The organism is Bacillus sp. AR4-2 (assembly GCF_008274865.1).
GTDB classification, from domain to species: domain Bacteria; phylum Bacillota; class Bacilli; order Bacillales; family Bacillaceae_G; genus Bacillus_A; species Bacillus_A cereus.
The window spans coordinates 4,759,125-4,778,843 of record NZ_CP031062.1; the positions used below are offsets into that span (position 1 = coordinate 4,759,125).

The window sequence follows — 19,719 nt, forward strand, 5'->3', positions numbered from 1 at the left end:
ACAATTAGAAAACGGACTACCACTTGTGCAAAAACAAATAGTTCATTATCCTTAAAATATAATCTCATTCGTTCGGAGGGAACTATGTTACAAAAATTCGGTTTCTCACAATATGAAAGCCAGGCTTATGAAGTTGTCGTATCAAGCAATGAACCATTAGATGCTACAACAATTGTGAAGCATTCAGGTGTTCCAAAAGCAAAAATATATGAAGTGCTAGCACGCCTAATCGATAAAGGAATGGTAATGGATTCTGTTTCAGAAAAGAAAAAATTGTATACAGCATTACCACTAAAGCTAGCAATTGAAAAATTAACGACAGAATTCCAATCAAATATTAAAGAACTGGAAACAAATATATCAAAAAAATCATTTACAGATGACCGTGTGTGGAGCTTAAAGATGCAATCTTCTATTCGAGTTCAAAGTAAAGAACTCATTGAAAGTGCAAAAGAATCAATCCGTATTTCCGCTTGGAATGATACTCTTTTAGAATATCTTCCTTTACTAGAACAAAAAGCAAAACAAGGTGTTCAAATTGAGTCCCTTATTGTTGGAGAAGTAGAAACAGACTTAGAAAACATGCATTTTCTAATCCCAGCTGAAGAACCTAATGCATTAGAGCGCTACTTGCTACTCATCGTTGACGATCGTGAAATTTTATTTGCTGGCGTAGAACAAGAGTCATGGCAAGCGATGAAAACAATGTCACAACCTTTCGTAAAGTTCTTTACAGAATTTTTCTATCACGACGTTGCACTTGCAAAGATTACCCAGAAGCACCACGATCTCTTTATGGAAGATGAGGAAATTAAGAGTTTGTTGATGAAATTGAGGTACTAATTAAATAATAAAAAGGAGTCTAGTTTTTCACTTAGACTCCTTTTTATTTTGTTCCTTTATCTCCATCAACAGCTCAATGATTTTCTCATTTTGCTCTACCTGTTTCTCTGAATTTTGATAGATGAAACGAATCCATCTAAAAACAATGATAACTACAAATAACGGCAATACTGTGAATATAAAACCAATAATTGAATAATCCATATACTATCACCTCGCTATATACCCTTTTCTCCATTTACCTACTAAAACCTGCAATTTTTTACAAATAAAAAAAGAACCTATCAAACGATAGATTCTTCTTTCACGAACTGAGTAGAGCGTCCTCTCGTAATTGAGAAAATCGCGCAAAGCAGTGCTAATATAATAAAGCCACCGCCTACCCAAGCATTATATATAACAGATGATTTTTCAATAACAACTCCGCCTACTGTTGAACCGAGTGCAATTCCTAAATGAAGCGCAGAGTTATTTAAACCTTGCTGAATACCAGCTGATTCCGGTGCAATTTCAATTAAATAATTTTGCTGTGCTGGTGAAATCGCCCAGCTCAGCATACTCCAAAGTCCCATCATAATGATGAAGAGCGGGAATGAGAATGTCATTATTGGCAGTATGAAGATTGCACATGCAAATACGATAATAATCGAGATAATACTTTTCTTCGATCCCCATTTATCAGCAAGCCATCCACCGAATCCGCCGCCAATTACTGCTGCGATTCCGAAAATAAAGTAAAACACACTAATCCAGTTTGCTTCAACATGCATGACATCTTTTAAAAACGGTGTTAAATATGCATACAATGTTAAATGCCCCGTTAAAAACAAAAATGATGTTAACTGTGCACTTACAATTTTTTTATCTTTTAAAGTAGCAAGTTGTTCTTTTATTGATAATACCGATGTCGGTGGTACTTTCGTTAAGAACAATGAAATACAAGCTATTGCCATAACTGTTAATACAGAAATTAATACAAATGGTGCACGCCATCCGTATGCATTTCCGAGCACAAGACCGAGCGGTACTCCAAGTACGAGTGATCCGCTAATTCCCATGAAAATGATTCCAATTGCACGCGCACGAAAATGCGGTTCTACAACACTAGAAGCAAGTGTTACCGATAGTGCAATAATTAATGAACCACTCGCCGCACAAATAACCCTTGAGAACATTAGCATTCCGTAATTCACACTAAATGCCGAAATAATATTTCCGATTAAGAAAATCGATAATGCTCCAACATACAATGTTTTTCTTTCAAACTTCCCTGTCACAGCTAATAAAACTGGACCTGACAAAGCAAATACTACCGAAAATATTGTTATAAGCTGACCAGCTGCGCTAATAGATACTCCTAAATCATTGGCAACTAAATCGAGCGTTCCTCCTATAATTAACTCAACCGTTCCGACTACGAAAGCCGCGATAGCTAAAATATAAACACGAAAATTCAAGTCTTTCCCCACGCTTTCCATTTTGGTTACTACGACTATAGTAACCAAAATAGAAAGTGGACGCAAGTATAATTTTTTTACAGTAAAAAAGGTAGGCGTATTATACGCCTACCCTTCCATCATTCTGTTTCTTTCTTCTTATTTAAATACCAATACACCGGAAGTCCCGTAAAGACAATTCCAATTGATAAGAAACAACTTACCGGATCATTGATAATTGCACTACCAATTACAAAGAGCGAACCTAAAATCGCTACGATTGGTACGATTGGGAATAACGGCACACTATATGCACGCTCTTTATTCTTATTACGTTTTCTTAAAATGAAGACACCAATAAACGTCATTACATAGAAAATATAAATAATGAATACGGAAATCTCAGATAGCTTATTTGGATCACTAATAATCATTAAAATAATTCCTAAAATGATTTCAACAGTAATCGCATTTGCTGGTGTTTTAAATCTCGGACTTTCCTTTGCAATAAACTTAGAAAATGGAAGTTGTCCACGCTCTGCCATAGACATTGGGATACGTGGGAACGTTAAAATCTTTCCATTTAAACAGCCGAAAATGGAAACGATAATACCGATACTAATAATTTTTCCGCCATATTCTCCAAGTAACATGCCCGCAGCTGTCGCTGTTGCATTTTCTCCAAGGTCTACAATTTTCGCTGCTGGTAATACATTTAATAACGCCAAGTTAATTAATACGTAAGCAGCCGTTACGATTAAAATCCCTACTGTCATTGCTTTCGGTAATAACTTTGTTGGATTCTTCATTTCTCCACCAATCGAAGCAAGTAAAATCCAGCCGTCATAAGCAAATAACGTTGCTAAAATTGCCATACCGATACTTTGATTTTCCGATATCGGCACAACTACGTTAAAGATATCGCTATTCCCTTTCCAGAAACCTAGCACAACAATTAACACAATCGGAATCATCTTCCCAATTGTCGTGATTGTTTGAACGATACCTCCGTATTTTGTTCCCATACTATTTACAACGCCAAGGAACACAACCGTTCCAATTGCGATTGGTAAATTCCACACTTTATCTAAATAGAAAAAATTAATCATTAAAGAACTAAAGTATAAACCTAATGTTCCGATAATAGCAGGTCCATAAACAATTGTTTGCATCCAACCTGATAAATATCCCCAAAAACTTCCGTAAATCTCCTCTAAATACGTATACAACCCACCATTTTTCGGGATTTGCGCTCCAATTTCAGCTACTGTTAAACCACTTGCTAGCGTCAACAGACCACCAATTACCCAAGCAAGAATGGCCATATTAGAACTCCCCGAGTAATCTAATACGCTCCCTGGTTTCATAAACACACCAGATCCAATAATCGTTCCTACTACGATAGAAAGTGCTACTGTTAAACCAATTTTGTTCTTCTCATCATGATGCATGCTGCGTATCCTCCTTCCAATCCTAGTGTGATGCAAAAATGAAATAAAAAAACACTCCTCCCTAAAAAAGGGACGAGTGTTGTATTCGTGGTTCCACCCTTGTTTCAATTCGTAAAGTAACACACTTCACCAATTTCTCAAGTCTAAATAACGGTTTTTGCCGGCAAGCAATTACTAGATGCTCGTTCACTGCTGCAGTTCAGAGGTGGTAATCCATTTTTCCGTATTAGGAAGCTCACAGCCAAAGGCTTCCCTCTCTGAAAATCGTAAAAAATTGATCGTGTCCTCATCATCACTTCTTGATGTCGAATTTTGTAGTTATTGTTCATTATATTGAATTGTTAGAAAAAATCAATATATTTTTTATATAACATAGGAAATATTTCTCTTCTTATATTATAACAGAAGGTACGACACTTCTCCATTTCCCTAAAAATGGTATAATCCGTTTAGGAGGTGCACCAATAATGATTGCTGTCTTTTGTATCATTGCTACGTTTCTCTCTATTCTATTCGCTATCATGCATCGGCACAAGTATCCTGGTTATAGCATTTTAGCGGTAGCTATTATACCAGCTGTTTCCTTCTACGTATTGGGTAAATATCAATATACGGAAGTGTTTATCAGTTTTGCAATCTTCTACTGCATCTTCGGATACATACTAACAATGAAAAGAATTTTATTGAATCATTAAAAGGGACCGATTTCTGCTGACAGAAATCGGTCCTCGCACGTACCTTCCGGTTGCCCACACGAAAGATACATAAATCAATTATTTATCTTCTTTTTTCATAAAAAACTTATGGTGCGGTAAATCAACATTCAATGCCTCTAATTGTTTCTTTTCGTTGTCTAAAATCGCTTTTGCTTTTGTTTTTGTTGCTTCATCTAATCCAGCAAAGATGTCTTCATGCTTCTCTTTCTCTGGAAGTTTCACACCTAATTTTGTTAATTCTTCTTTTGCTTGCTCATGCGTTAATTTTAAGGATTTCTTTTGCTCTAAAATTGACTTTGCTTTCTCTTTTGTCTGTTCATCTAAGTTAGCAAACATATCTCCACGCTTACCTTTCTCCGGCATTTTCACGCCTAGCTTTGTTAATTCCTCTTTTGCTTGTTCTCGTGTTAATTCCCCGGACTTTTCTTGCTCTAAAATGGATTTCGCTTTTTCTTTCGCCTGTTCATCTAATCCCGCAAACATTTCTTTGTACTTACCCTTTTCCGGGAACTTCACGCCTAATTTTGTTAATTCTTCTTTTGCTTGTTCTCGTGTTAATTTACCAGACTTCTCTTGCTCTAAAATTGACTTCGCTTTTTCTTTCGCCTGTTCATCTAATCCCGCAAACATTTCTTTACGTTTTTCTTTTTCTGGAAGCTTTACACCTAGCTCCTGTAACTGTTTCTTTGTATCGTCCATAATCGTTTTTACTTTTTGTTTTGTAGCGGCATCTAAATCTTTTTTCGCTGTTTTTGTCGCTTGCTCAGCTGTTGGAGTATTCGTTGCCGCGAATGCCGGAATGCCGACTCCTCCAATGATTCCGAATGATAACGCACCTGCAATCGCTAAATACCCAACTGTTTTCTTCTTCATAGGAAATTTCCTCCTTCATATTTCTAATGCATGTACACTTTCGTATACAATGCCTATAGTAATGTCGGTTTCTTAACATTTCCTTAACGACTTAACAAAAAAAACACCGCTCGTAATGAGCGGTGTTTCACTAAGCCTTTTGTAATTGTAATTCTTCACGTTCCATTATTTTTCTTAATACAATTGTTTGTGTCATTGTAAATAAGTTACCTGTTATCCAATACAACACAAGTCCTGATGGCGCCGCAAACCCCATAAATAGAATCATTGCTGGCATCATAATTTGCTGCATTTTCAGCATCTGTACTTGTTCTCCAGGTGTAATATTCGATTGGAAAACTTTCATCTGAATAAATGTCGTTAACGCTGCAATAATCGGTAATATATGATATGGATCTGCATGTCCTAGGTTCACCCATAAAAACGAAGATGTGCGAATCTCTTCCGTTCTGCTAATCGCATAATACAAAGCAGAGAAAATCGGCATTTGTATAAAAATTGGCCAGCAACCAGCAAGTGGATTCCAACCGCCTGATTTCATTAGTTCTGACATTTCTTTTTGATACTGCTTTTGTTTTTCAAGGTCTTTGCTTACATCACCGTACTTTTTCTTTAGCTTCTGCAATTCAGGTTGCATTTTCTTCATTTTCGCTTGGCTGCGATATTGCGAAACAGCTAATGGAATCATCGCTGAACGAATAACGAGCGTCATAATAATGATAGCAATCCCAAAGCTAGCTCCAGGTATATGATGAGCAACAAATTGAATCATAAACGAGATTGGATATACAAAATAATGATCCCAAATCCCAGTACTATGTGCATCAATTGGGGCCGCATTACTGCAACCAGATAAAACAAAAACAAATAATAATGATAAACTAACGAGCACAGCTCGGTATGATTTTAACATGTTCATTCCTCCAATGTTTCGTAATTATTTAGCGAAACATTGGCGTATACGGACCGACCTCGTCATTCTCTTCACTTGATTCTTGTCTGCGTACAGAACGAATCATTCCATATTTATAAAAAATAGAAAATAGCGGTACATTTCCCGCACTATCTTCACATGTATCAACTAACGCAAAAGCTCTTTGTCTACCGCTTGATGCTTGTTGACGCACAAAGCGAGAAACATTAGCAAGGAAGAAAACTTCTAATAAACAAAGTGCCGTCGTTACAAACGATATATATAGAATTGCATCCTGCAATAAAAATTCCATCGCTTCACATCCTTAATAAGGTCATTTTAGCACATCGGGCAAATATTCTCTATTTCCTTTTATTTTCAAAAAAAGTATTTTGCATATTTTCTCAAGAAAACAATAATTTAGAAACGTTGTATTCGCTTTCTTTAGCATATTCACACACATCAATGAATAGGCTTGATTTATTAGAAATTTATAAAATTTTTGCATTATAATAAAACTATTGCCAGTTTTTGAAAAAACCTTTATTCTCTTCTTGTAATCAAAAATGAATATGGAGATGAAACATACTATGGGTCAACTAGGAGACGCCGATTACGTTCCCGACACCGCCTTTTTATCCTTCCCAGCAGCTAAAACATTTCACTTAGAATTTATGATACAGTTGGTTGTTATTTTTATAGCTTCTATTTTGTATGCAATTTCTATGAATATGTTTTTTATCCCGCATAATATGATTAGCGGTGGATTCGCTGGTGTAGGGATGATTATCGGTTATTTAATGCACTACAATATCGGTGCACTTATCTTTTTACTAAACATTCCTCTTCTTATTTTAAGTCACTTTTACTTAGGCAAGAAGACAACCTTTTTAACAGCTTACTTTGTAGCTGTGTCATCGTTAGCGATGAACATTATCCCGGTACACCAAGTTTCAGACGATATTTTACTTTCTTCTGTATTCGGTGGTGTTATCTGCGGAGCAGCTTCAGGAATTATATTCCGATTTGCTTCTTCAACAGGTGGTTTTGATGTTGTTGGATTGATTGTAGCGAAATATCGAGATGTTTCAATTGGAGCAATCATATTTGTATTCAACTTAATCTTACTTGTAGCAGCAGGTTTTATTTTCGGATGGGATATTACACTTTATACGTTAATTAGTCGATTTGTAGTCAGCAAAGTTATCGACGCTGTGCATACGAAACATATTAAATTAACGATAATGACTATTACAGAAAAAGGCGAGGAAATAAAAAGCGCACTACTACATCACGGCATACGCGGGGTGACAATGGTAGACGCTGTCGGCGGCTATACAAACCATAAGAAAAAAATGATTTACACTGTCGTGACTCGCTATGAGTTAGGCGAAATGAAACGTATTATCCGTCAAGTGGATAACAAAGCATTTATGAACATTACTGAAACAGTTGAAATTGTCGGCCGTTTCAAACGCATATAAAAAGGTTAATAAATTAAAGGGCATAACATATTAGTCATATATAATATGTTATGCCCTTTGTTATTCAACTAACGTACCTTTTAGCATAATAAAATCACTAAGTTTATTACTACAAATCGGAGGATAGCATTCCATATACAATACTGTCTGTCCATTCATCTTTATTCCAAAAATCTTGTATGAAATGGGCTTCCTTTCTCATGCCTATTCGTTCACACAATTTTTGTGAAGCTGTATTACGTGCATCAAGATTAGCCTGTATACGATGTACATTGAATTCATTAAATAATTTCAATACCAAACTACTTACTGCTTCTGTCGCCAAACCTCTCCCAGCTACTTCATTTGAAAAACTATAACCAATCTCAACAGTGTCTTTCATATTTGTGTACCATACGGATAAATCACCAACTACTTTATTTTTGTATATAACTGCCAAACTTAATATTGTTTCTTTAGTAAGTACATGATTTGCTAGCTTCTTATTAAATCTTTTTTGCATGTCTTCATGAGTCCACTTATTATGTAATAGGAACTTACATGTATCATCACTATTATAAATAGCAAATACATCCTGTAAATCAGTACTCTTAAAAGGTCTAATTATTAATCTTTCTGTTGTGAACTCCAAGTTAGCTCTCCTCCCTTACATTCATGCTATAAAACATTTTTTATAGTATTTAGGCCTCATTCTTAGATCTCACCTTGATTACATATTTCATCATAATAAATTAAAATCCTTCTTCCACTAAACTGCACCGTTAATGGTATTTCCTTGCGCTTTTTATTTTTTACACTTATTACAAAATCAGATAATTCTATTATTATGTCCCTAAATGTGTTATAATGAAAGCAGACTCACAAAAAAAGAGTATATAGACTTGGAAGTTTCTCTTATTTTACAAGCAAAAAGAAACGAGCAGTCGGGTATATTTCAGACACCATACACGTAACGGTTTAAACAACCGATCATCTTAGTTACTCTTCAATGATCTTTTTATAAAAAGATACGTACAATTAAAACTCACTTCAATATACTATACCTACCTTTTTGACTTCCAAATCATCTTATTACATAAGGAGATGAACATATGAATCAATATATACGCTATACAATAGCTGTCCTGTTTGCTATTATCGGCGGAACAATCTGCTTCTGGACAAACACTCAGCTTGGAGAGAATATCATCTTTAATGGAATCGAAACACTTGTAAGCGCTTCAATTTTAGGCGGATACATTTACTTCCTCTTCAATCCAGAAGAAAACGCTCAAAAAACAATGTTATTAACAATGATCGGAATCGTTGGTGGATGTATTTCCTACTCAATGACAAACTATACATTACCACTTCAATTAAGCTCAGCTTTCTTCCACGGTCTATGGACTTGGTTCATTGCATTCTGCTTAGCAGACGTATTCAACCTATTACAAGACAATGAAGAAGATAGCGGTCGCCAAATTGAAAGTAACTCTTAAGCTGGAAGATACTCTTCCAGCTTTTTTATGTTGGTTTGCATACCCCGCATCACGATAAAAAGAAGTTGCCCTCACGGCAACTTCTTTTCCATATACCCCACTTCGTATTCACTAAAATATATCAACGATTTTTCAAATATATCGATCGTTTCTCCACTTATATCAACGATTTTTTCATTATATCGACGGTTCGACACAAGATATCGATTTACCGACAACCTTCGACACTCAAAACGCACAACATACCCTATCCACCAAGCAACTTACTGCCGAACTCTACGATTAAAAAGATAATTAATAAGATCGCGAGTATCTTTAATGCTACATATGCCACTTTAAAAACAACATAAATGAGCAAGACGATTAAAATAATCGTTAAAATTTCCATCTAGAATTCCTCCAAGCTTTGCTCTTCTTATCTCATTTTACTGGCCCCGGGCTATTTATGGAACGGCATAAGATGACATAGAAAAAAGAGGATACCTCACCCATCGTAAGATACCCTCTCTTTCAGCTGCTCAAACCATTCTCTTTCTAATTGTAAATATCCCATCTCACTCTTCTCGGCGCTCTCCAATTCTTTATCAGCTTTCTTCATATAAGTATGGGAAGCTTCTAGATCATTCTCTAAATATTTGATAATTCCTTGTGTACGATAATATCCGTTTAAGTCCATTTTTGTAATAGCCTTTGCATGTTCCTTTGCTTCTTGCAAAGAAAGACTATCCATCTCATAAAGGGCTTTATATAAAAGATACCAACTATGAAAACTACTAACGAAAAACTTATTTTCTTTCGTTACAGGTAGTTGAACAATTCTTTCTATATACGGTATCGCTCTTTCCATTCCCTCTTGATCTGCACGAGCAAGGAAGACAAGCATAAGTCTACTCATTATCTCTCTTATCCCTTTATTCTCTTTTATTTTCTCCTCACTCAATTCTACTAATCTTTCATCCCAATCTTTCGGTCTTTTATAACTAAATAACTCACTCGATATTTGAATCTCATATAAATGATTTCTAGCTCTTTCATCATCTTTAATTAAAATAAGAAATTGCATCCCATCACTCATAAGCATTCCTTTTATCGGCACAATTGTAACCGCAAAGATTGCAAAATGGAAAAAGGAAAAATATAAAAGATATTGATAATAACTCACCATGTATATGTAACCGGAAGTAATACCAAACAGTAAACTCGTAATCGGTCCACCTAAAGTGAGCCATGCCCACTTTTTCGAAAGATTCGGTGTCTCTATAGAAGGTGGTACTAGTGTTGCAACGCCTCCAAAGTACGCCCATAATTTATTTTCTCGAATGCGTACTTTCCCCTTCTCTTTTTGAAAAGTAATCGGCCCTACTGTCATAAATTTAAAATGTAAACCACCTATTAAACCAAACACTACATGTCCTAGCTCATGAATGGCTAACACTAACAATAAAATTCCAACTATTGCCCATAGGTTCAAAATTACTTCTAATTTCCCAGTTCGGATTACTCCGTATAAAATGGACAGAATTAGCGCCACTGTCATTGAGCCAGCTGGCCTTCTTAAAATATCCACCTTTTTCTCCCCTTAATAAATCATTTTTCTTTGCATTTCGTACATGAACTTCCCGAGATGCAATATCCAAATAAATGAGATTAAGCCAATTAATACAAAATCGATATCACTAGCAGCTGTATATATAACGGCAGCCCACCATACATATGCCAATATTGTATTCGTAAATTCATACGCTTTATATCCAGCCTCATGCACAATGTGCTTTAATCCTTCATCTGCGTTTTTCGTCCACATTTTCATAGATTCCATATACGTTACACCTTGTTCAGGATATAGCTTATTATAACGATTTTTTGTTATAAGTCCGATAATTACTACAGTAGTTAAACAAACAATAGAAGCTACTAAATTCCACACCGCAAATGAAACATTTGTATCCTGCAACAGTGCACGTCTACATGTAATAACTGCATATACAAACCATGCCTGCGTAACTATATCGCCTACACGTAAATATATACTTATAATGCCTAATTTTCTGCCTTGTACGCTCTCTTCTTCATCGCGTGCCTCTGCTAACATACGTGTATTCTTCCAAGTATAGTACATCATTAAGATTCCAAAAATAGTACATATACCTATAAATGCATTGGATGATAATTTTCTCGGTTCATCCGAGAGTAAATTTAAAGCTATATAAGACGTTAAAAAGCCCCCCATCATACTTAATGCTATTTTCCCCACAGAATCAAATTGTTTTTTTCGTTTACTCTTCATCGTCCTCTTCCCCCTCTACTAACGTAAATATTTCCTCCACCGGTACATTGAAAATTTGTGCGATTTTTAACGACAATACGATAGATGGTGCATAATCCCCGCGCTCAATTAAACTAATCGTTTGCCGTGATGATCCAATCGCTTTCCCTAAATCCCCTTGTGATAAACGATGCTTTGCTCGCAATTCCCTCACTCGATTTTGAAGCTTCATGTCTTCCCTCTTTTTCATTTATTTAATTAAAATTGTAAATAATATCCTTATCTTTGTCAATTATAATTGTCATTACGACTATAATAATTGACAAGATACTTATTTTTTATCCTGTATCAAATTCCTATAAAGAATGTAAAATGTGCATTAAACATAGTCTTAAAAATAAAAAAGTCAGTGCTTTTGCACTGACTTCCTAAATTCTGACATAGAATGGATTTCATATTAACTTGCGTTTTGTAGTAATACCCGTTTTAACTGCTTACGGAAACGAATACCTAACGTAATCGCTACAATCACAATAACTCCAAAAATGATTTTACCGATATGACCTTCTAGCACTCCAAAGATATCATGTAAGTTTCCACCTAACCAGTAACCACCGATTAAGAAGAATGATACCCAAAATAGAGCGCCTGAATAAATTGTAATGGCAAAACGACGGAATGGTAAATTAATAATTCCTGCAAAGTATCCTGTGAAATGACGTACACCAGGAATAAAGAAACCAATAAAAATCAGGAAGTACCCATACTTATCAAACCACATTCTCGTTAAGTCGATTTTTCTTTGCGTTAAAAATACGTATTTCCCATACTTTTGAATGAAAGGCATACCTAATTTATTTCCTAAAAAGTATTGAATCGTCATTCCTACACTTGTCCCAATAAAGGATAGAATAATTAAAATCGGTAAACTTAAATCACCCTTATGTGCTAAAAATCCCGCATATGCTAACGTTGGCTCTCCCGGAAACGGAAGTGCAATATATTCTAACAGCAAGCCGACAAGTACAACATAGTACCCGTATTGCTGAAATAATTCATGAATCCATTCCATGTCATCTCTCCTTTCAATCACGTACAACTTCTTACTATTATTGTATAAAAAAATTGTCGAAATAACTATCACAATAGCTTACATTTTTATTACATTTTTGTAAGGGTCACACTAATGATTTTCGTTCTTTGTTAAATAGTAAAAATCATTTTTCAGGTCGAAATAGCGAAAAGGCGCATTAATAACATGCAGATTTTATCCATTTTTTAGCACTAAAAAACCTCTCTTATTTTGTTCTCAATAAAAAACCATCACAAACTCATGCTAACTTCATATTAGCTTCATATACGTATTGTAAGATTATATCGGAATTTGTTGAAAAATTTAACCAATATATGACTAAGCATTAATTTGAATAAATATAAGTCGTTTTTCGAAATTGAAAAAAGGGTGAATACGAAATGGAAGCATATAAAATGCACGATTTTATTAATACAAATGTTGAATCTCATCAAAATGAAACCGTTTTTAATTTACAAATATGTGAAACAAGTGAATTTGACGTAAGTTTAACAAAATCTACAACACTATCTTTTATCGTTTCAAAAAAGAATATTAAAATTGTCACGAAAAAATGGATTAATTCAAATCAAGAAAGCATGATTGGCAAAAGCTACATCATTCCAACAAAAGCTTTTCATTATTTCTTACCAATCATCTCTGAAAATGAAGATGAGCTAAATATTCAAGTTCAAAGTTTTGGACTACGTGGTGAGCTTTTATTAAATGAAAGATTACTTATTGATAACAACAACAAACACAATAGCAAAATCACTACATTCTTTGAAACATTAGATGAAAATGTAAATAAAGCATTACGAGGATTACAACTTCATTGTATGTAAGACTCTTACGATAGTAAAAGGAGAATAACAATGAAAAAATTATTATTAAGCGCACTATTATCATTAGGATTTTTAACTCTTCCATTCGCTAGCGCAGAGGCAGCTACAACGAAAGATCAATTAATCGTAGACACTCAGTTAAATAAAATGGATTATTATCAGGATGGAAAATTTATAAAAAGTTTTACTGTCGCTACTGGAAAAGCTACAACACCTACACCTAAAGGCACTTTTCAAATCGTAAATAAAATTAAAAATCGCCCTTATTATACAGGCAAAATTAAAAGCGGCGATCCACGTAATCCACTTGGTGACCGTTGGCTCGGATTAAATATGGCAGGAACTTACGGAACAACTTATGCGATTCACGGAACTAACAATAATCAAGCAATCGGCAAATGGACAACACTTGGTTGTATTCGTATGTATAACAATGATATACACTGGTTATTTGAGCGCGTTCAGCAGCAAGCTACTGTCACTGTAAAATAGCCTAAAAACAAGATTTATGTGTAGCCAAGAATTTTATGTCTTGGCTTATTTTATTTATTCATTTACAGTAGCAAAACAACTGTATTTACATATATAATAGGAATAGATTTGATTAGCTAATATTTAAACATTGATAAACGTAGATATTAAAATTATACAGTTATAATGTTTTATAAATTTTATAATACATACTATAATAGAACTACTGTAATTCTGAACCATTCAGTAACACTAAACTATTCCCCTTGCTACCTTCATGATTATTTTATAGCGGGGGCTTATTATATGTATAAACAATCTGAGTCACTCGAAAAATGATGAATTCGAATATTGCAGTAAAAAGCGTTATTTAGGAGGTGTTACTATGACGCATATACTGGTGATTGAAGACAACCCAGATATACAAGAACTTATTCGTGAATTTCTAATGGCACAAAACTTTACAGTTGATGTAGTTGGTGCTGGAACAGAAGGTATTCTTCTTTTCCAAAAAAATTCATACGATCTTGTCCTCCTCGATGTAATGTTACCAGATATAGATGGCTATAGTATTTGTAAAATTATGCGAGGACAATCTGATGTACCAATCATTATGTTAACAGGCTTACATAATGAAGAAAGTGAAATTAAAGGATTTGAGTTAGGTATTGATGACTATATTACGAAACCGTTCCATTACACTGTATTTATTAAGCGTGTAGAGGCTGTATTAAGAAGGGCAGCAACGAAGGAAGCAGAAGCTGCAACTATACTACAATTCCATGAGTTGATGTTAAACTCTACAGCATATGCAGCTTATGTTCATGGTAATCAAATTGAATTGACAACAAAAGAATTTGAAATTATTTATACTTTACTGCAAAATCGAGGAAAAGTATTATCAAGAAGTGATTTGTTGAATAAGGTATGGGGCTATGAACATTATGGTGATGTAAGAGTTATAGATACACATATTAAAAACTTAAGAAAAAAATTAGGAATTCCTTATATCAAAACGGTGAAAGGCATTGGCTACAAAATCGAATCGTAGCAAAGACAACATCACCAAAAATATTTTCATCAAAACCTTATTATTTTGTATTCTTTTATCACTTTGCCTTTATCAAATTATTTACTTTCTAGCTTCAAACTACGATAAAGAACGTTTTGCGAAAGAAAATGGAACGCCGACTACAGAACAGGCCGATTCAGATAAGCAAAACGACGGAAGTAAAACGAAGCAAAATAAAGCTGTGTCAGAGGGGAGCATTTCTAATTTCCAATCTTCTATTATAGATTATAAATCTCTTTCTACAGCTATCAATCACCTTTTGCAGCCTAGCCAAACTGTAAAGGCAAAAGAACATACACAAAATCTTTCGGGGAAAAATAGCACTTCTAATCCGCCTACAGAAGCAGAAAAGAAAGCCGCTAATAATGATGCCTTACATACACAAAATGCAGCAAGTAAAACAAATGATACAAATGATAATCCAAAGTTAGCAGATGCGTTGCAACAATTAGCTCCACATATTGGCGCGACAATGCTTGCATTATCACTACTCGGATCATTAATTTATACAAAACTAATTGCCAAACCTTTTCAATATATGAGTGATGCTTTAAAAGATATTATGAATCTTGATTTCTCAGATAAAAAGCTACTTAACAAAAATGCAGATCAAACAGATTTTAATTTGCAAGTAGCTGCTTCACAAGTACCAAATATTGTGAAGAATTTACATGCAAGCAATCAAGATTTAAGAAACGAGCTCAAGAAGGAACAACAATTAGAACAATCTCGTAAAGAATTTATGTCTATGGTATCCCATGAATTAAAAACACCAATCGCAGCCGTTATGGGACAACTAGATGGCATGATTCACGGAATTGGAGCTTATAAAGATAGAGATAAGTATTTGAAACGTTCCTACGAGATGATGCAAGACATTAACATATTAACGGAAAAAATGTCGGAATTATCCAAAATACAAAACCCTCAATTTAAACCGAATTTAGAAGTCATTTCTTTATCTAATATTATTGAGGATGTTATGAAGAAAGTAGATTACTTTGTATCTGTAAAACAATTAAATGTACAATCTAATATTAAACACGACGTACAAATTTTAGCTGATCCTAAATTTATTCAAACTGCTATTTTTAACATTATTTCAAATGCAATTCATTATACAATTGACCATCAGCACGTATATATAAAGCTTTATGAAAAACCAAATGGTTACGCATTAGAAGTATTAAATACAGGTTCACAAATTGATGAAGATAAACTTGCTCATTTATTTGAACCGTTCTATCGCGCAAACCCTGATAAACACGGTTTAGTACAAGGTAGTGGTCTTGGATTATATATCGTGAAACAAATATTAGATAAACATCAGTTTCCTTACGGGATACAAAACACAGCTCAAGGTGTAAAATGCTCCATTGTATTCCCAAAAGCAATGTAACATTCACTATAATTACATACCCCAAACTCATACTTCATGTGTGAGTGGCGGAATTTTGTAGAGTGTCTTACTCTGTTTCGTTCGCCCGTTATCCTTATTTGGATAGCGGGCGTTTTTTATTACTTAAAAGGAGGATTTTTTATGGAAAAGTTTAAATATTCATTGCTCGTTTTATTCGGTGCTTGCAGCTATGGCATACTTTCAACTATTTTCAAACTCGGATTCATAAATGGATTTTCAGCACATCAACTCTTAGGGGGACAATATGTCTTCGGATGGATTGGACTATTTCTACTTGTTCTTTTCTTTTCACGTCATAAAGTAACAAAAAAACAATTCTTTTCCTTACTAACCGTCGGAACAACAATGAGTATGACCGGGATTTTTTACGCTATTTCTGTAGAAGAACTACCCGCATCTATCGCTGTCGTCCTACTCTTTCAGTTCACTTGGATTGGTGTCATTATCGAAGCAATTGCAAATCGAACATTTCCAAGCCGCGATAAGATCATATCTATCCTTATTTTATTTGCTGGTACATTGTTTGCAGGTGGTGTATTTGAAGGCCTCGGACAAAGTTTTTCTACGAAAGGGATTATCTTTGGACTATTAGCTGCAGTCTCTTTTTCATTCTATGTTTTTGCAAGCGGGCGCGTCGCTACGGATGTTCCGCCTTATACGAAAAGCTTCCTTATGACAACAAGCGCTACTCTTATCGTATGCCTATTCTTTCCGCCAACCTTTTTAACAGACGGTGCTTTGCAAGCCGGTCTATGGAAATATGCTTTCTTCCTCGGATTATTCGGCGTTGTTGTACCTGTCATTTGTTTTTCAATCGGTGTACCAAAGGTTGGAACAGGGCTTGGTACGATATTAGGTGCAGCTGAATTACCAACTGCTATTATTGCTTCTATTACACTTGTACATGAAGTCGTAACGTTCATGCAGTGGATTGGAATTATTTTCATATTGGTTGGGATCTTCACTCCTCAGCTGCTTACGGCTAGGAAAGAAAGGAAACAAAATCGCGTGCATAGCGCTTGAAAAAATACAGAATTTATATAAAAGATATAACTGCAATTAAAATAAGTAAATTTATCTGGAGGTATAAATGACTATTTTAAGCATCGTATTTTTTGCTATTATGTGTATCTTCTTCCTAATAAGATATATGAAAGAAAAGAAATTTTACGATTTACTTCTCATTCCCGTTTGTATATATGCAGGAGCAGTGAAAACTCCTTTCGTAGAGTACTTAAACTTTAATACTACATTTAAAATAACGTATGATATTGCAGCTATTATTCTTGTAATCCTTGCTGTACTTTTCTTTTTGAAAGATAAGAAAGAGAATCATACTGCATAACAAAAGACCTTTCATTTACTTGAAAGGTCTTTTTCTCTATCTCATTTTACCGCTCCATACAGCTTCTCTATCTCATGCTCAATTTGTTTTACATCGATTCGCTCAAATAGTGGCTGCACACCATCAATTCTACTTGGCAACGTATTTTGAGGTGCCCAATTTCGTTCCACAATCGACAATGTGTTTCGAACTCTTTCACTTGAAAATGGTAAAAATGGTTCAAGGAGATGGGCAAAATTAGCGATAAGATACACACAGTTATAAATCGTTTCTTCACATGAAACTGGATCATCTTCTCTTTGTTTCCAAGGCTGCTTTTCATCAAAATATTTATTTGCAAAACGTACTGCATCAAATATTGTTTCTAACGCCACCTTAAATTTAGTTTGCTCAATCGCCTCTCCTACATGTTTATATAATCCTTCTACTTTATCTTTCAGCTCTACCTCAATACTTCCCTTCGGCACGATACCACCATAATATTTTTCAATAAACTTTAATGTCCGGTTCACAAAGTTCCCGTATGCACCTAACAATTCACTATTATGACTGTAAATAAATTCCCGCCATGAAAAATCAGTATCGCGATTTTCTGGTGCGTTGACGGTTAAAAAGTAACGAATAGAATCTGGATCATAGCGTTCTAATATGTCAGGCACCCATACTGCCCAATTTTTACTTGTAGATAATTTTCTTTTTTCAACTGTTAAATATTCATTCGAAACGATATGACGCGGGATTGCTTCCTCCCCTATTCCAAGTAATACCGCTGGCCAAATGACGGAATGAAACGGAATATTATCCTTTCCGTGCACATAATATGTTTTCGCTTCTCTATCCCAAAACTCTTGATCATCTTTCCCTGTTTCTTCAGCCCAATGTTTACTCGCTGAATAATAGCCTGTCACTGCTTCAATCCATACGTAAATTTTCTTATCTTCATACCCTTCTACTGGAATTGGTACTCCAATTGGTAAATCACGTGATACGGCCCTATCTAGCAATCCTTCCTTTACATATCTCTCTGTTAGTTGAATCGCATTGTCGCGCCATGTCCCTGTTTGTTTGGCAATTTCTACAGCCCTTTTAATTTGCTGCTGAAATGTATGCAATGCAAAATAGAAATGCTCTGTTTCCTCTACAGATGGCGTACTACCACATAACTTACATTTCTTTTCTAACAAATCGAGAGGATCTAAAATAGCAGAACAAGCATCGCATTGATCTCCTCTTGCTGCTTCATGGCAATGTGGACATATTCCTTCTACATAACGATCCGGTAAAAACTGCGTACACGTTTCACAATACGCTTGTTCCACTGTTTTTTTATAAATATGTCCTTCTCCTAATAAACGTAAAAAAACATTTTGAACTGTTTCATGATGGTGCTCACTATCTGTACGTGTATAGCAATCATAAGTAAAACCAAGGCTACGAAAACATCGCTGGAACTCTTCATGATACTTATCAGCAATTTCTTTCGCTGTCACACCTTCTTGTTTTGCTCTAATTGCAATCGGTGTTCCATTACAATCACTCCCTGAAACATACAGCACATTCTCACCTTTTGCCCTGTAATAACGCGCTAAAATATCTCCAGGTAACAAACTCGCAATATGGCCAAGGTGTAACGAACCATTTGCATACGGCCAAGCGCCTCCAATAAAAATACTCATCTTACATTCCTCCTTTTAAATATAAAAAGCCCCGCCCTTATCTTAAAAAAGATAAGGGCGGGGCTGTATAAACAGTCGCGGTACCACCTTATTTCGCCAATTACTCACATAATTAGCCTTAACAAGTACGGAGCTATGTGCTCTTATACTGTGGTTTTGATAACGAGTACCAACTCTCGTCGCCGCCTACTATTATCATTTGATAAGTTCAGGACGAAGCTCAAAGGCCATTGTTCAAATGAATATTCTTGCTTCTTCTCAGCTACCGAAGCTCTCTGGAAAGAATGTGTTCATCCTACTTTTCCTTTTCAACGCTTTTACGTATAACAAGTATTTTACGACTTAATCACAGAAAAAT

Annotated in this window: 23 protein-coding genes and 2 other annotated features; of the genes, 10 read left to right on the plus strand and 13 right to left on the minus strand. The window is 35.0% G+C overall.

The annotated features are described in order from the left end of the window. Positions 1 to 84 precede the first annotated feature (84 nt). The gene (locus tag DN399_RS24750; RefSeq protein ID WP_000939479.1) at positions 85 to 843 is read left to right on the plus strand and encodes a TrmB family transcriptional regulator; all 759 of its coding nucleotides are present in this window, start codon (positions 85 to 87) and stop codon (positions 841 to 843) included. A 27-nt stretch (positions 844 to 870) separates the two neighbouring features. Here DN399_RS24750 and DN399_RS28195 read toward each other — a convergent pair whose 3' ends face one another. The 3 genes from DN399_RS28195 to DN399_RS24760 form a co-directional block, all read right to left on the minus strand. Beyond that, the gene (locus DN399_RS28195) at positions 871 to 1,047 is read right to left on the minus strand and encodes a hypothetical protein (RefSeq protein ID WP_000386584.1); all 177 of its coding nucleotides are present in this window, start codon (positions 1,045 to 1,047) and stop codon (positions 871 to 873) included. Between the two features lie 80 nt (positions 1,048 to 1,127). Next, positions 1,128 to 2,312 carry an MFS transporter gene (locus DN399_RS24755; RefSeq protein ID WP_002025014.1) on the minus strand — a complete coding sequence of 395 codons (1,185 nt, stop codon included), beginning with the start codon at positions 2,310 to 2,312 and terminating at the stop codon, positions 1,128 to 1,130. Between the two features lie 107 nt (positions 2,313 to 2,419). Further along, positions 2,420 to 3,730, minus strand: coding sequence for an APC family permease (locus DN399_RS24760; protein ID WP_000546312.1), 1,311 nt, complete (start codon positions 3,728 to 3,730; stop codon positions 2,420 to 2,422). A gap of 65 nt (positions 3,731 to 3,795) precedes the next feature. Beyond that, positions 3,796 to 4,032, minus strand: a binding site (T-box leader). 165 nt (positions 4,033 to 4,197) lie between these two features. Here DN399_RS24760 and DN399_RS24765 point away from each other — a divergent pair. Further along, positions 4,198 to 4,425: a hypothetical protein gene (locus DN399_RS24765; RefSeq protein WP_025709833.1), complete on the plus strand. Its 228-nt coding sequence runs from the start codon at positions 4,198 to 4,200 to the stop codon at positions 4,423 to 4,425. 78 nt (positions 4,426 to 4,503) lie between these two features. Here the strand turns inward: DN399_RS24765 and DN399_RS24770 are convergent, their stop codons facing one another. The 3 genes from DN399_RS24770 to DN399_RS24780 all read right to left on the minus strand — a co-directional run bounded on the left by DN399_RS24770 (position 4,504) and on the right by DN399_RS24780 (position 6,545). Continuing rightward, positions 4,504 to 5,319, minus strand: a complete 816-nt coding sequence (locus DN399_RS24770) for a hypothetical protein (RefSeq protein ID WP_149150017.1) — start codon at positions 5,317 to 5,319, stop codon at positions 4,504 to 4,506. Positions 5,320 to 5,449: 130 nt separating this feature from the next. Then, entirely contained in the window at positions 5,450 to 6,232 is a 783-nt protein-coding gene (yidC, locus tag DN399_RS24775; protein WP_000920522.1) for a membrane protein insertase YidC, read from the minus strand. A gap of 28 nt (positions 6,233 to 6,260) precedes the next feature. Continuing rightward, complete coding sequence (locus tag DN399_RS24780; protein ID WP_000394930.1) at positions 6,261 to 6,545, minus strand: hypothetical protein; 285 nt, start codon at positions 6,543 to 6,545, stop codon at positions 6,261 to 6,263. Positions 6,546 to 6,822: 277 nt separating this feature from the next. Between DN399_RS24780 and DN399_RS24785 the strand changes: the two genes are divergently transcribed. Then, positions 6,823 to 7,716, plus strand: coding sequence for a YitT family protein (locus DN399_RS24785; RefSeq protein WP_000530044.1), 894 nt, complete (start codon positions 6,823 to 6,825; stop codon positions 7,714 to 7,716). Between the two features lie 109 nt (positions 7,717 to 7,825). Here the strand turns inward: DN399_RS24785 and DN399_RS24790 are convergent, their stop codons facing one another. Continuing rightward, a complete protein-coding gene (locus DN399_RS24790) occupies positions 7,826 to 8,347 on the minus strand; it encodes a GNAT family N-acetyltransferase (protein WP_000397302.1) in 522 nt (173 codons plus the stop codon). A gap of 460 nt (positions 8,348 to 8,807) precedes the next feature. Here DN399_RS24790 and DN399_RS24795 point away from each other — a divergent pair, with 460 nt between their 5' ends. Beyond that, positions 8,808 to 9,194: a DUF3938 domain-containing protein gene (locus DN399_RS24795; protein WP_001077773.1), complete on the plus strand. Its 387-nt coding sequence runs from the start codon at positions 8,808 to 8,810 to the stop codon at positions 9,192 to 9,194. A 247-nt stretch (positions 9,195 to 9,441) separates the two neighbouring features. Here DN399_RS24795 and DN399_RS24805 read toward each other — a convergent pair whose 3' ends face one another. The 5 genes from DN399_RS24805 to DN399_RS24825 all read right to left on the minus strand — a co-directional run bounded on the left by DN399_RS24805 (position 9,442) and on the right by DN399_RS24825 (position 12,532). Beyond that, positions 9,442 to 9,582 carry a DUF3985 family protein gene (locus tag DN399_RS24805; RefSeq protein WP_000404784.1) on the minus strand — a complete coding sequence of 47 codons (141 nt, stop codon included), beginning with the start codon at positions 9,580 to 9,582 and terminating at the stop codon, positions 9,442 to 9,444. A 96-nt stretch (positions 9,583 to 9,678) separates the two neighbouring features. Next, on the minus strand, positions 9,679 to 10,731 hold the full coding sequence (locus DN399_RS24810; RefSeq protein WP_149150128.1) for a site-2 protease family protein: 1,053 nt from the start codon (positions 10,729 to 10,731) through the stop codon (positions 9,679 to 9,681). A gap of 42 nt (positions 10,732 to 10,773) precedes the next feature. Then, on the minus strand, positions 10,774 to 11,481 hold the full coding sequence (locus DN399_RS24815; protein ID WP_098519157.1) for a DUF3169 family protein: 708 nt from the start codon (positions 11,479 to 11,481) through the stop codon (positions 10,774 to 10,776). Continuing rightward, entirely contained in the window at positions 11,471 to 11,692 is a 222-nt protein-coding gene (locus DN399_RS24820) for a helix-turn-helix transcriptional regulator (RefSeq protein WP_000776168.1), read from the minus strand. The genes DN399_RS24815 and DN399_RS24820 overlap by 11 nt, the downstream gene beginning before the upstream one ends. A gap of 225 nt (positions 11,693 to 11,917) precedes the next feature. Further along, complete coding sequence (locus DN399_RS24825) at positions 11,918 to 12,532, minus strand: DedA family protein (RefSeq protein ID WP_006918798.1); 615 nt, start codon at positions 12,530 to 12,532, stop codon at positions 11,918 to 11,920. A gap of 401 nt (positions 12,533 to 12,933) precedes the next feature. On the opposite strand from DN399_RS24825, the gene DN399_RS24830 reads away from it, so the two are divergent. The 6 genes from DN399_RS24830 to DN399_RS24855 all read left to right on the plus strand — a co-directional run bounded on the left by DN399_RS24830 (position 12,934) and on the right by DN399_RS24855 (position 17,685). Continuing rightward, positions 12,934 to 13,377 (plus strand): DUF3978 family protein, encoded by a 444-nt coding sequence (locus DN399_RS24830; RefSeq protein ID WP_000388769.1) that lies wholly within the window; start codon positions 12,934 to 12,936, stop codon positions 13,375 to 13,377. A gap of 30 nt (positions 13,378 to 13,407) precedes the next feature. Then, positions 13,408 to 13,869 carry a L,D-transpeptidase gene (locus DN399_RS24835; protein ID WP_149150018.1) on the plus strand — a complete coding sequence of 154 codons (462 nt, stop codon included), beginning with the start codon at positions 13,408 to 13,410 and terminating at the stop codon, positions 13,867 to 13,869. Positions 13,870 to 14,233: 364 nt separating this feature from the next. Then, on the plus strand, positions 14,234 to 14,899 hold the full coding sequence (locus DN399_RS24840) for a response regulator transcription factor (protein ID WP_000148833.1): 666 nt from the start codon (positions 14,234 to 14,236) through the stop codon (positions 14,897 to 14,899). Then, on the plus strand, positions 14,877 to 16,319 hold the full coding sequence (locus DN399_RS24845; RefSeq protein ID WP_086388928.1) for a sensor histidine kinase: 1,443 nt from the start codon (positions 14,877 to 14,879) through the stop codon (positions 16,317 to 16,319). Before DN399_RS24840 ends, DN399_RS24845 begins: the two co-directional genes overlap by 23 nt. A gap of 141 nt (positions 16,320 to 16,460) precedes the next feature. Next, a complete protein-coding gene (locus tag DN399_RS24850) occupies positions 16,461 to 17,363 on the plus strand; it encodes an EamA family transporter (RefSeq protein ID WP_000410484.1) in 903 nt (300 codons plus the stop codon). A 67-nt stretch (positions 17,364 to 17,430) separates the two neighbouring features. After that, positions 17,431 to 17,685 carry a hypothetical protein gene (locus tag DN399_RS24855; RefSeq protein ID WP_000154129.1) on the plus strand — a complete coding sequence of 85 codons (255 nt, stop codon included), beginning with the start codon at positions 17,431 to 17,433 and terminating at the stop codon, positions 17,683 to 17,685. Between the two features lie 41 nt (positions 17,686 to 17,726). Here the strand turns inward: DN399_RS24855 and metG are convergent, their stop codons facing one another. After that, positions 17,727 to 19,361: a methionine--tRNA ligase gene (metG, locus tag DN399_RS24860; RefSeq protein ID WP_149150019.1), complete on the minus strand. Its 1,635-nt coding sequence runs from the start codon at positions 19,359 to 19,361 to the stop codon at positions 17,727 to 17,729. 50 nt (positions 19,362 to 19,411) lie between these two features. Continuing rightward, positions 19,412 to 19,682, minus strand: a binding site (T-box leader). Positions 19,683 to 19,719: the final 37 nt, after the last annotated feature.

What these genes read in the sequence shown, in the direction of transcription:
- DN399_RS24855 (WP_000154129.1), top strand. Translation starts at nt 17,431, where the DNA reads ATGACTATTTTAAGCATCGTATTTTTTGCTATTATGTGTATCTTCTTC.
- DN399_RS24805 (WP_000404784.1), bottom strand. Translation starts at nt 9,582, where the DNA reads ATGGAAATTTTAACGATTATTTTAATCGTCTTGCTCATTTATGTTGTT.
- DN399_RS24785 (WP_000530044.1), top strand. Translation starts at nt 6,823, where the DNA reads ATGGGTCAACTAGGAGACGCCGATTACGTTCCCGACACCGCCTTTTTA.
- yidC (WP_000920522.1), bottom strand. Translation starts at nt 6,232, where the DNA reads ATGTTAAAATCATACCGAGCTGTGCTCGTTAGTTTATCATTATTATTT.
- metG (WP_149150019.1), bottom strand. Translation starts at nt 19,361, where the DNA reads ATGAGTATTTTTATTGGAGGCGCTTGGCCGTATGCAAATGGTTCGTTA.
- DN399_RS24765 (WP_025709833.1), top strand. Translation starts at nt 4,198, where the DNA reads ATGATTGCTGTCTTTTGTATCATTGCTACGTTTCTCTCTATTCTATTC.
- DN399_RS24810 (WP_149150128.1), bottom strand. Translation starts at nt 10,731, where the DNA reads ATGACAGTGGCGCTAATTCTGTCCATTTTATACGGAGTAATCCGAACT.
- DN399_RS24820 (WP_000776168.1), bottom strand. Translation starts at nt 11,692, where the DNA reads ATGAAGCTTCAAAATCGAGTGAGGGAATTGCGAGCAAAGCATCGTTTA.
- DN399_RS24780 (WP_000394930.1), bottom strand. Translation starts at nt 6,545, where the DNA reads ATGGAATTTTTATTGCAGGATGCAATTCTATATATATCGTTTGTAACG.
- DN399_RS24840 (WP_000148833.1), top strand. Translation starts at nt 14,234, where the DNA reads ATGACGCATATACTGGTGATTGAAGACAACCCAGATATACAAGAACTT.
- DN399_RS24760 (WP_000546312.1), bottom strand. Translation starts at nt 3,730, where the DNA reads ATGCATCATGATGAGAAGAACAAAATTGGTTTAACAGTAGCACTTTCT.
- DN399_RS24835 (WP_149150018.1), top strand. Translation starts at nt 13,408, where the DNA reads ATGAAAAAATTATTATTAAGCGCACTATTATCATTAGGATTTTTAACT.
- DN399_RS24825 (WP_006918798.1), bottom strand. Translation starts at nt 12,532, where the DNA reads ATGGAATGGATTCATGAATTATTTCAGCAATACGGGTACTATGTTGTA.
- DN399_RS24815 (WP_098519157.1), bottom strand. Translation starts at nt 11,481, where the DNA reads ATGAAGAGTAAACGAAAAAAACAATTTGATTCTGTGGGGAAAATAGCA.
- DN399_RS24750 (WP_000939479.1), top strand. Translation starts at nt 85, where the DNA reads ATGTTACAAAAATTCGGTTTCTCACAATATGAAAGCCAGGCTTATGAA.
- DN399_RS24850 (WP_000410484.1), top strand. Translation starts at nt 16,461, where the DNA reads ATGGAAAAGTTTAAATATTCATTGCTCGTTTTATTCGGTGCTTGCAGC.
- DN399_RS24770 (WP_149150017.1), bottom strand. Translation starts at nt 5,319, where the DNA reads ATGAAGAAGAAAACAGTTGGGTATTTAGCGATTGCAGGTGCGTTATCA.
- DN399_RS28195 (WP_000386584.1), bottom strand. Translation starts at nt 1,047, where the DNA reads ATGGATTATTCAATTATTGGTTTTATATTCACAGTATTGCCGTTATTT.
- DN399_RS24795 (WP_001077773.1), top strand. Translation starts at nt 8,808, where the DNA reads ATGAATCAATATATACGCTATACAATAGCTGTCCTGTTTGCTATTATC.
- DN399_RS24830 (WP_000388769.1), top strand. Translation starts at nt 12,934, where the DNA reads ATGGAAGCATATAAAATGCACGATTTTATTAATACAAATGTTGAATCT.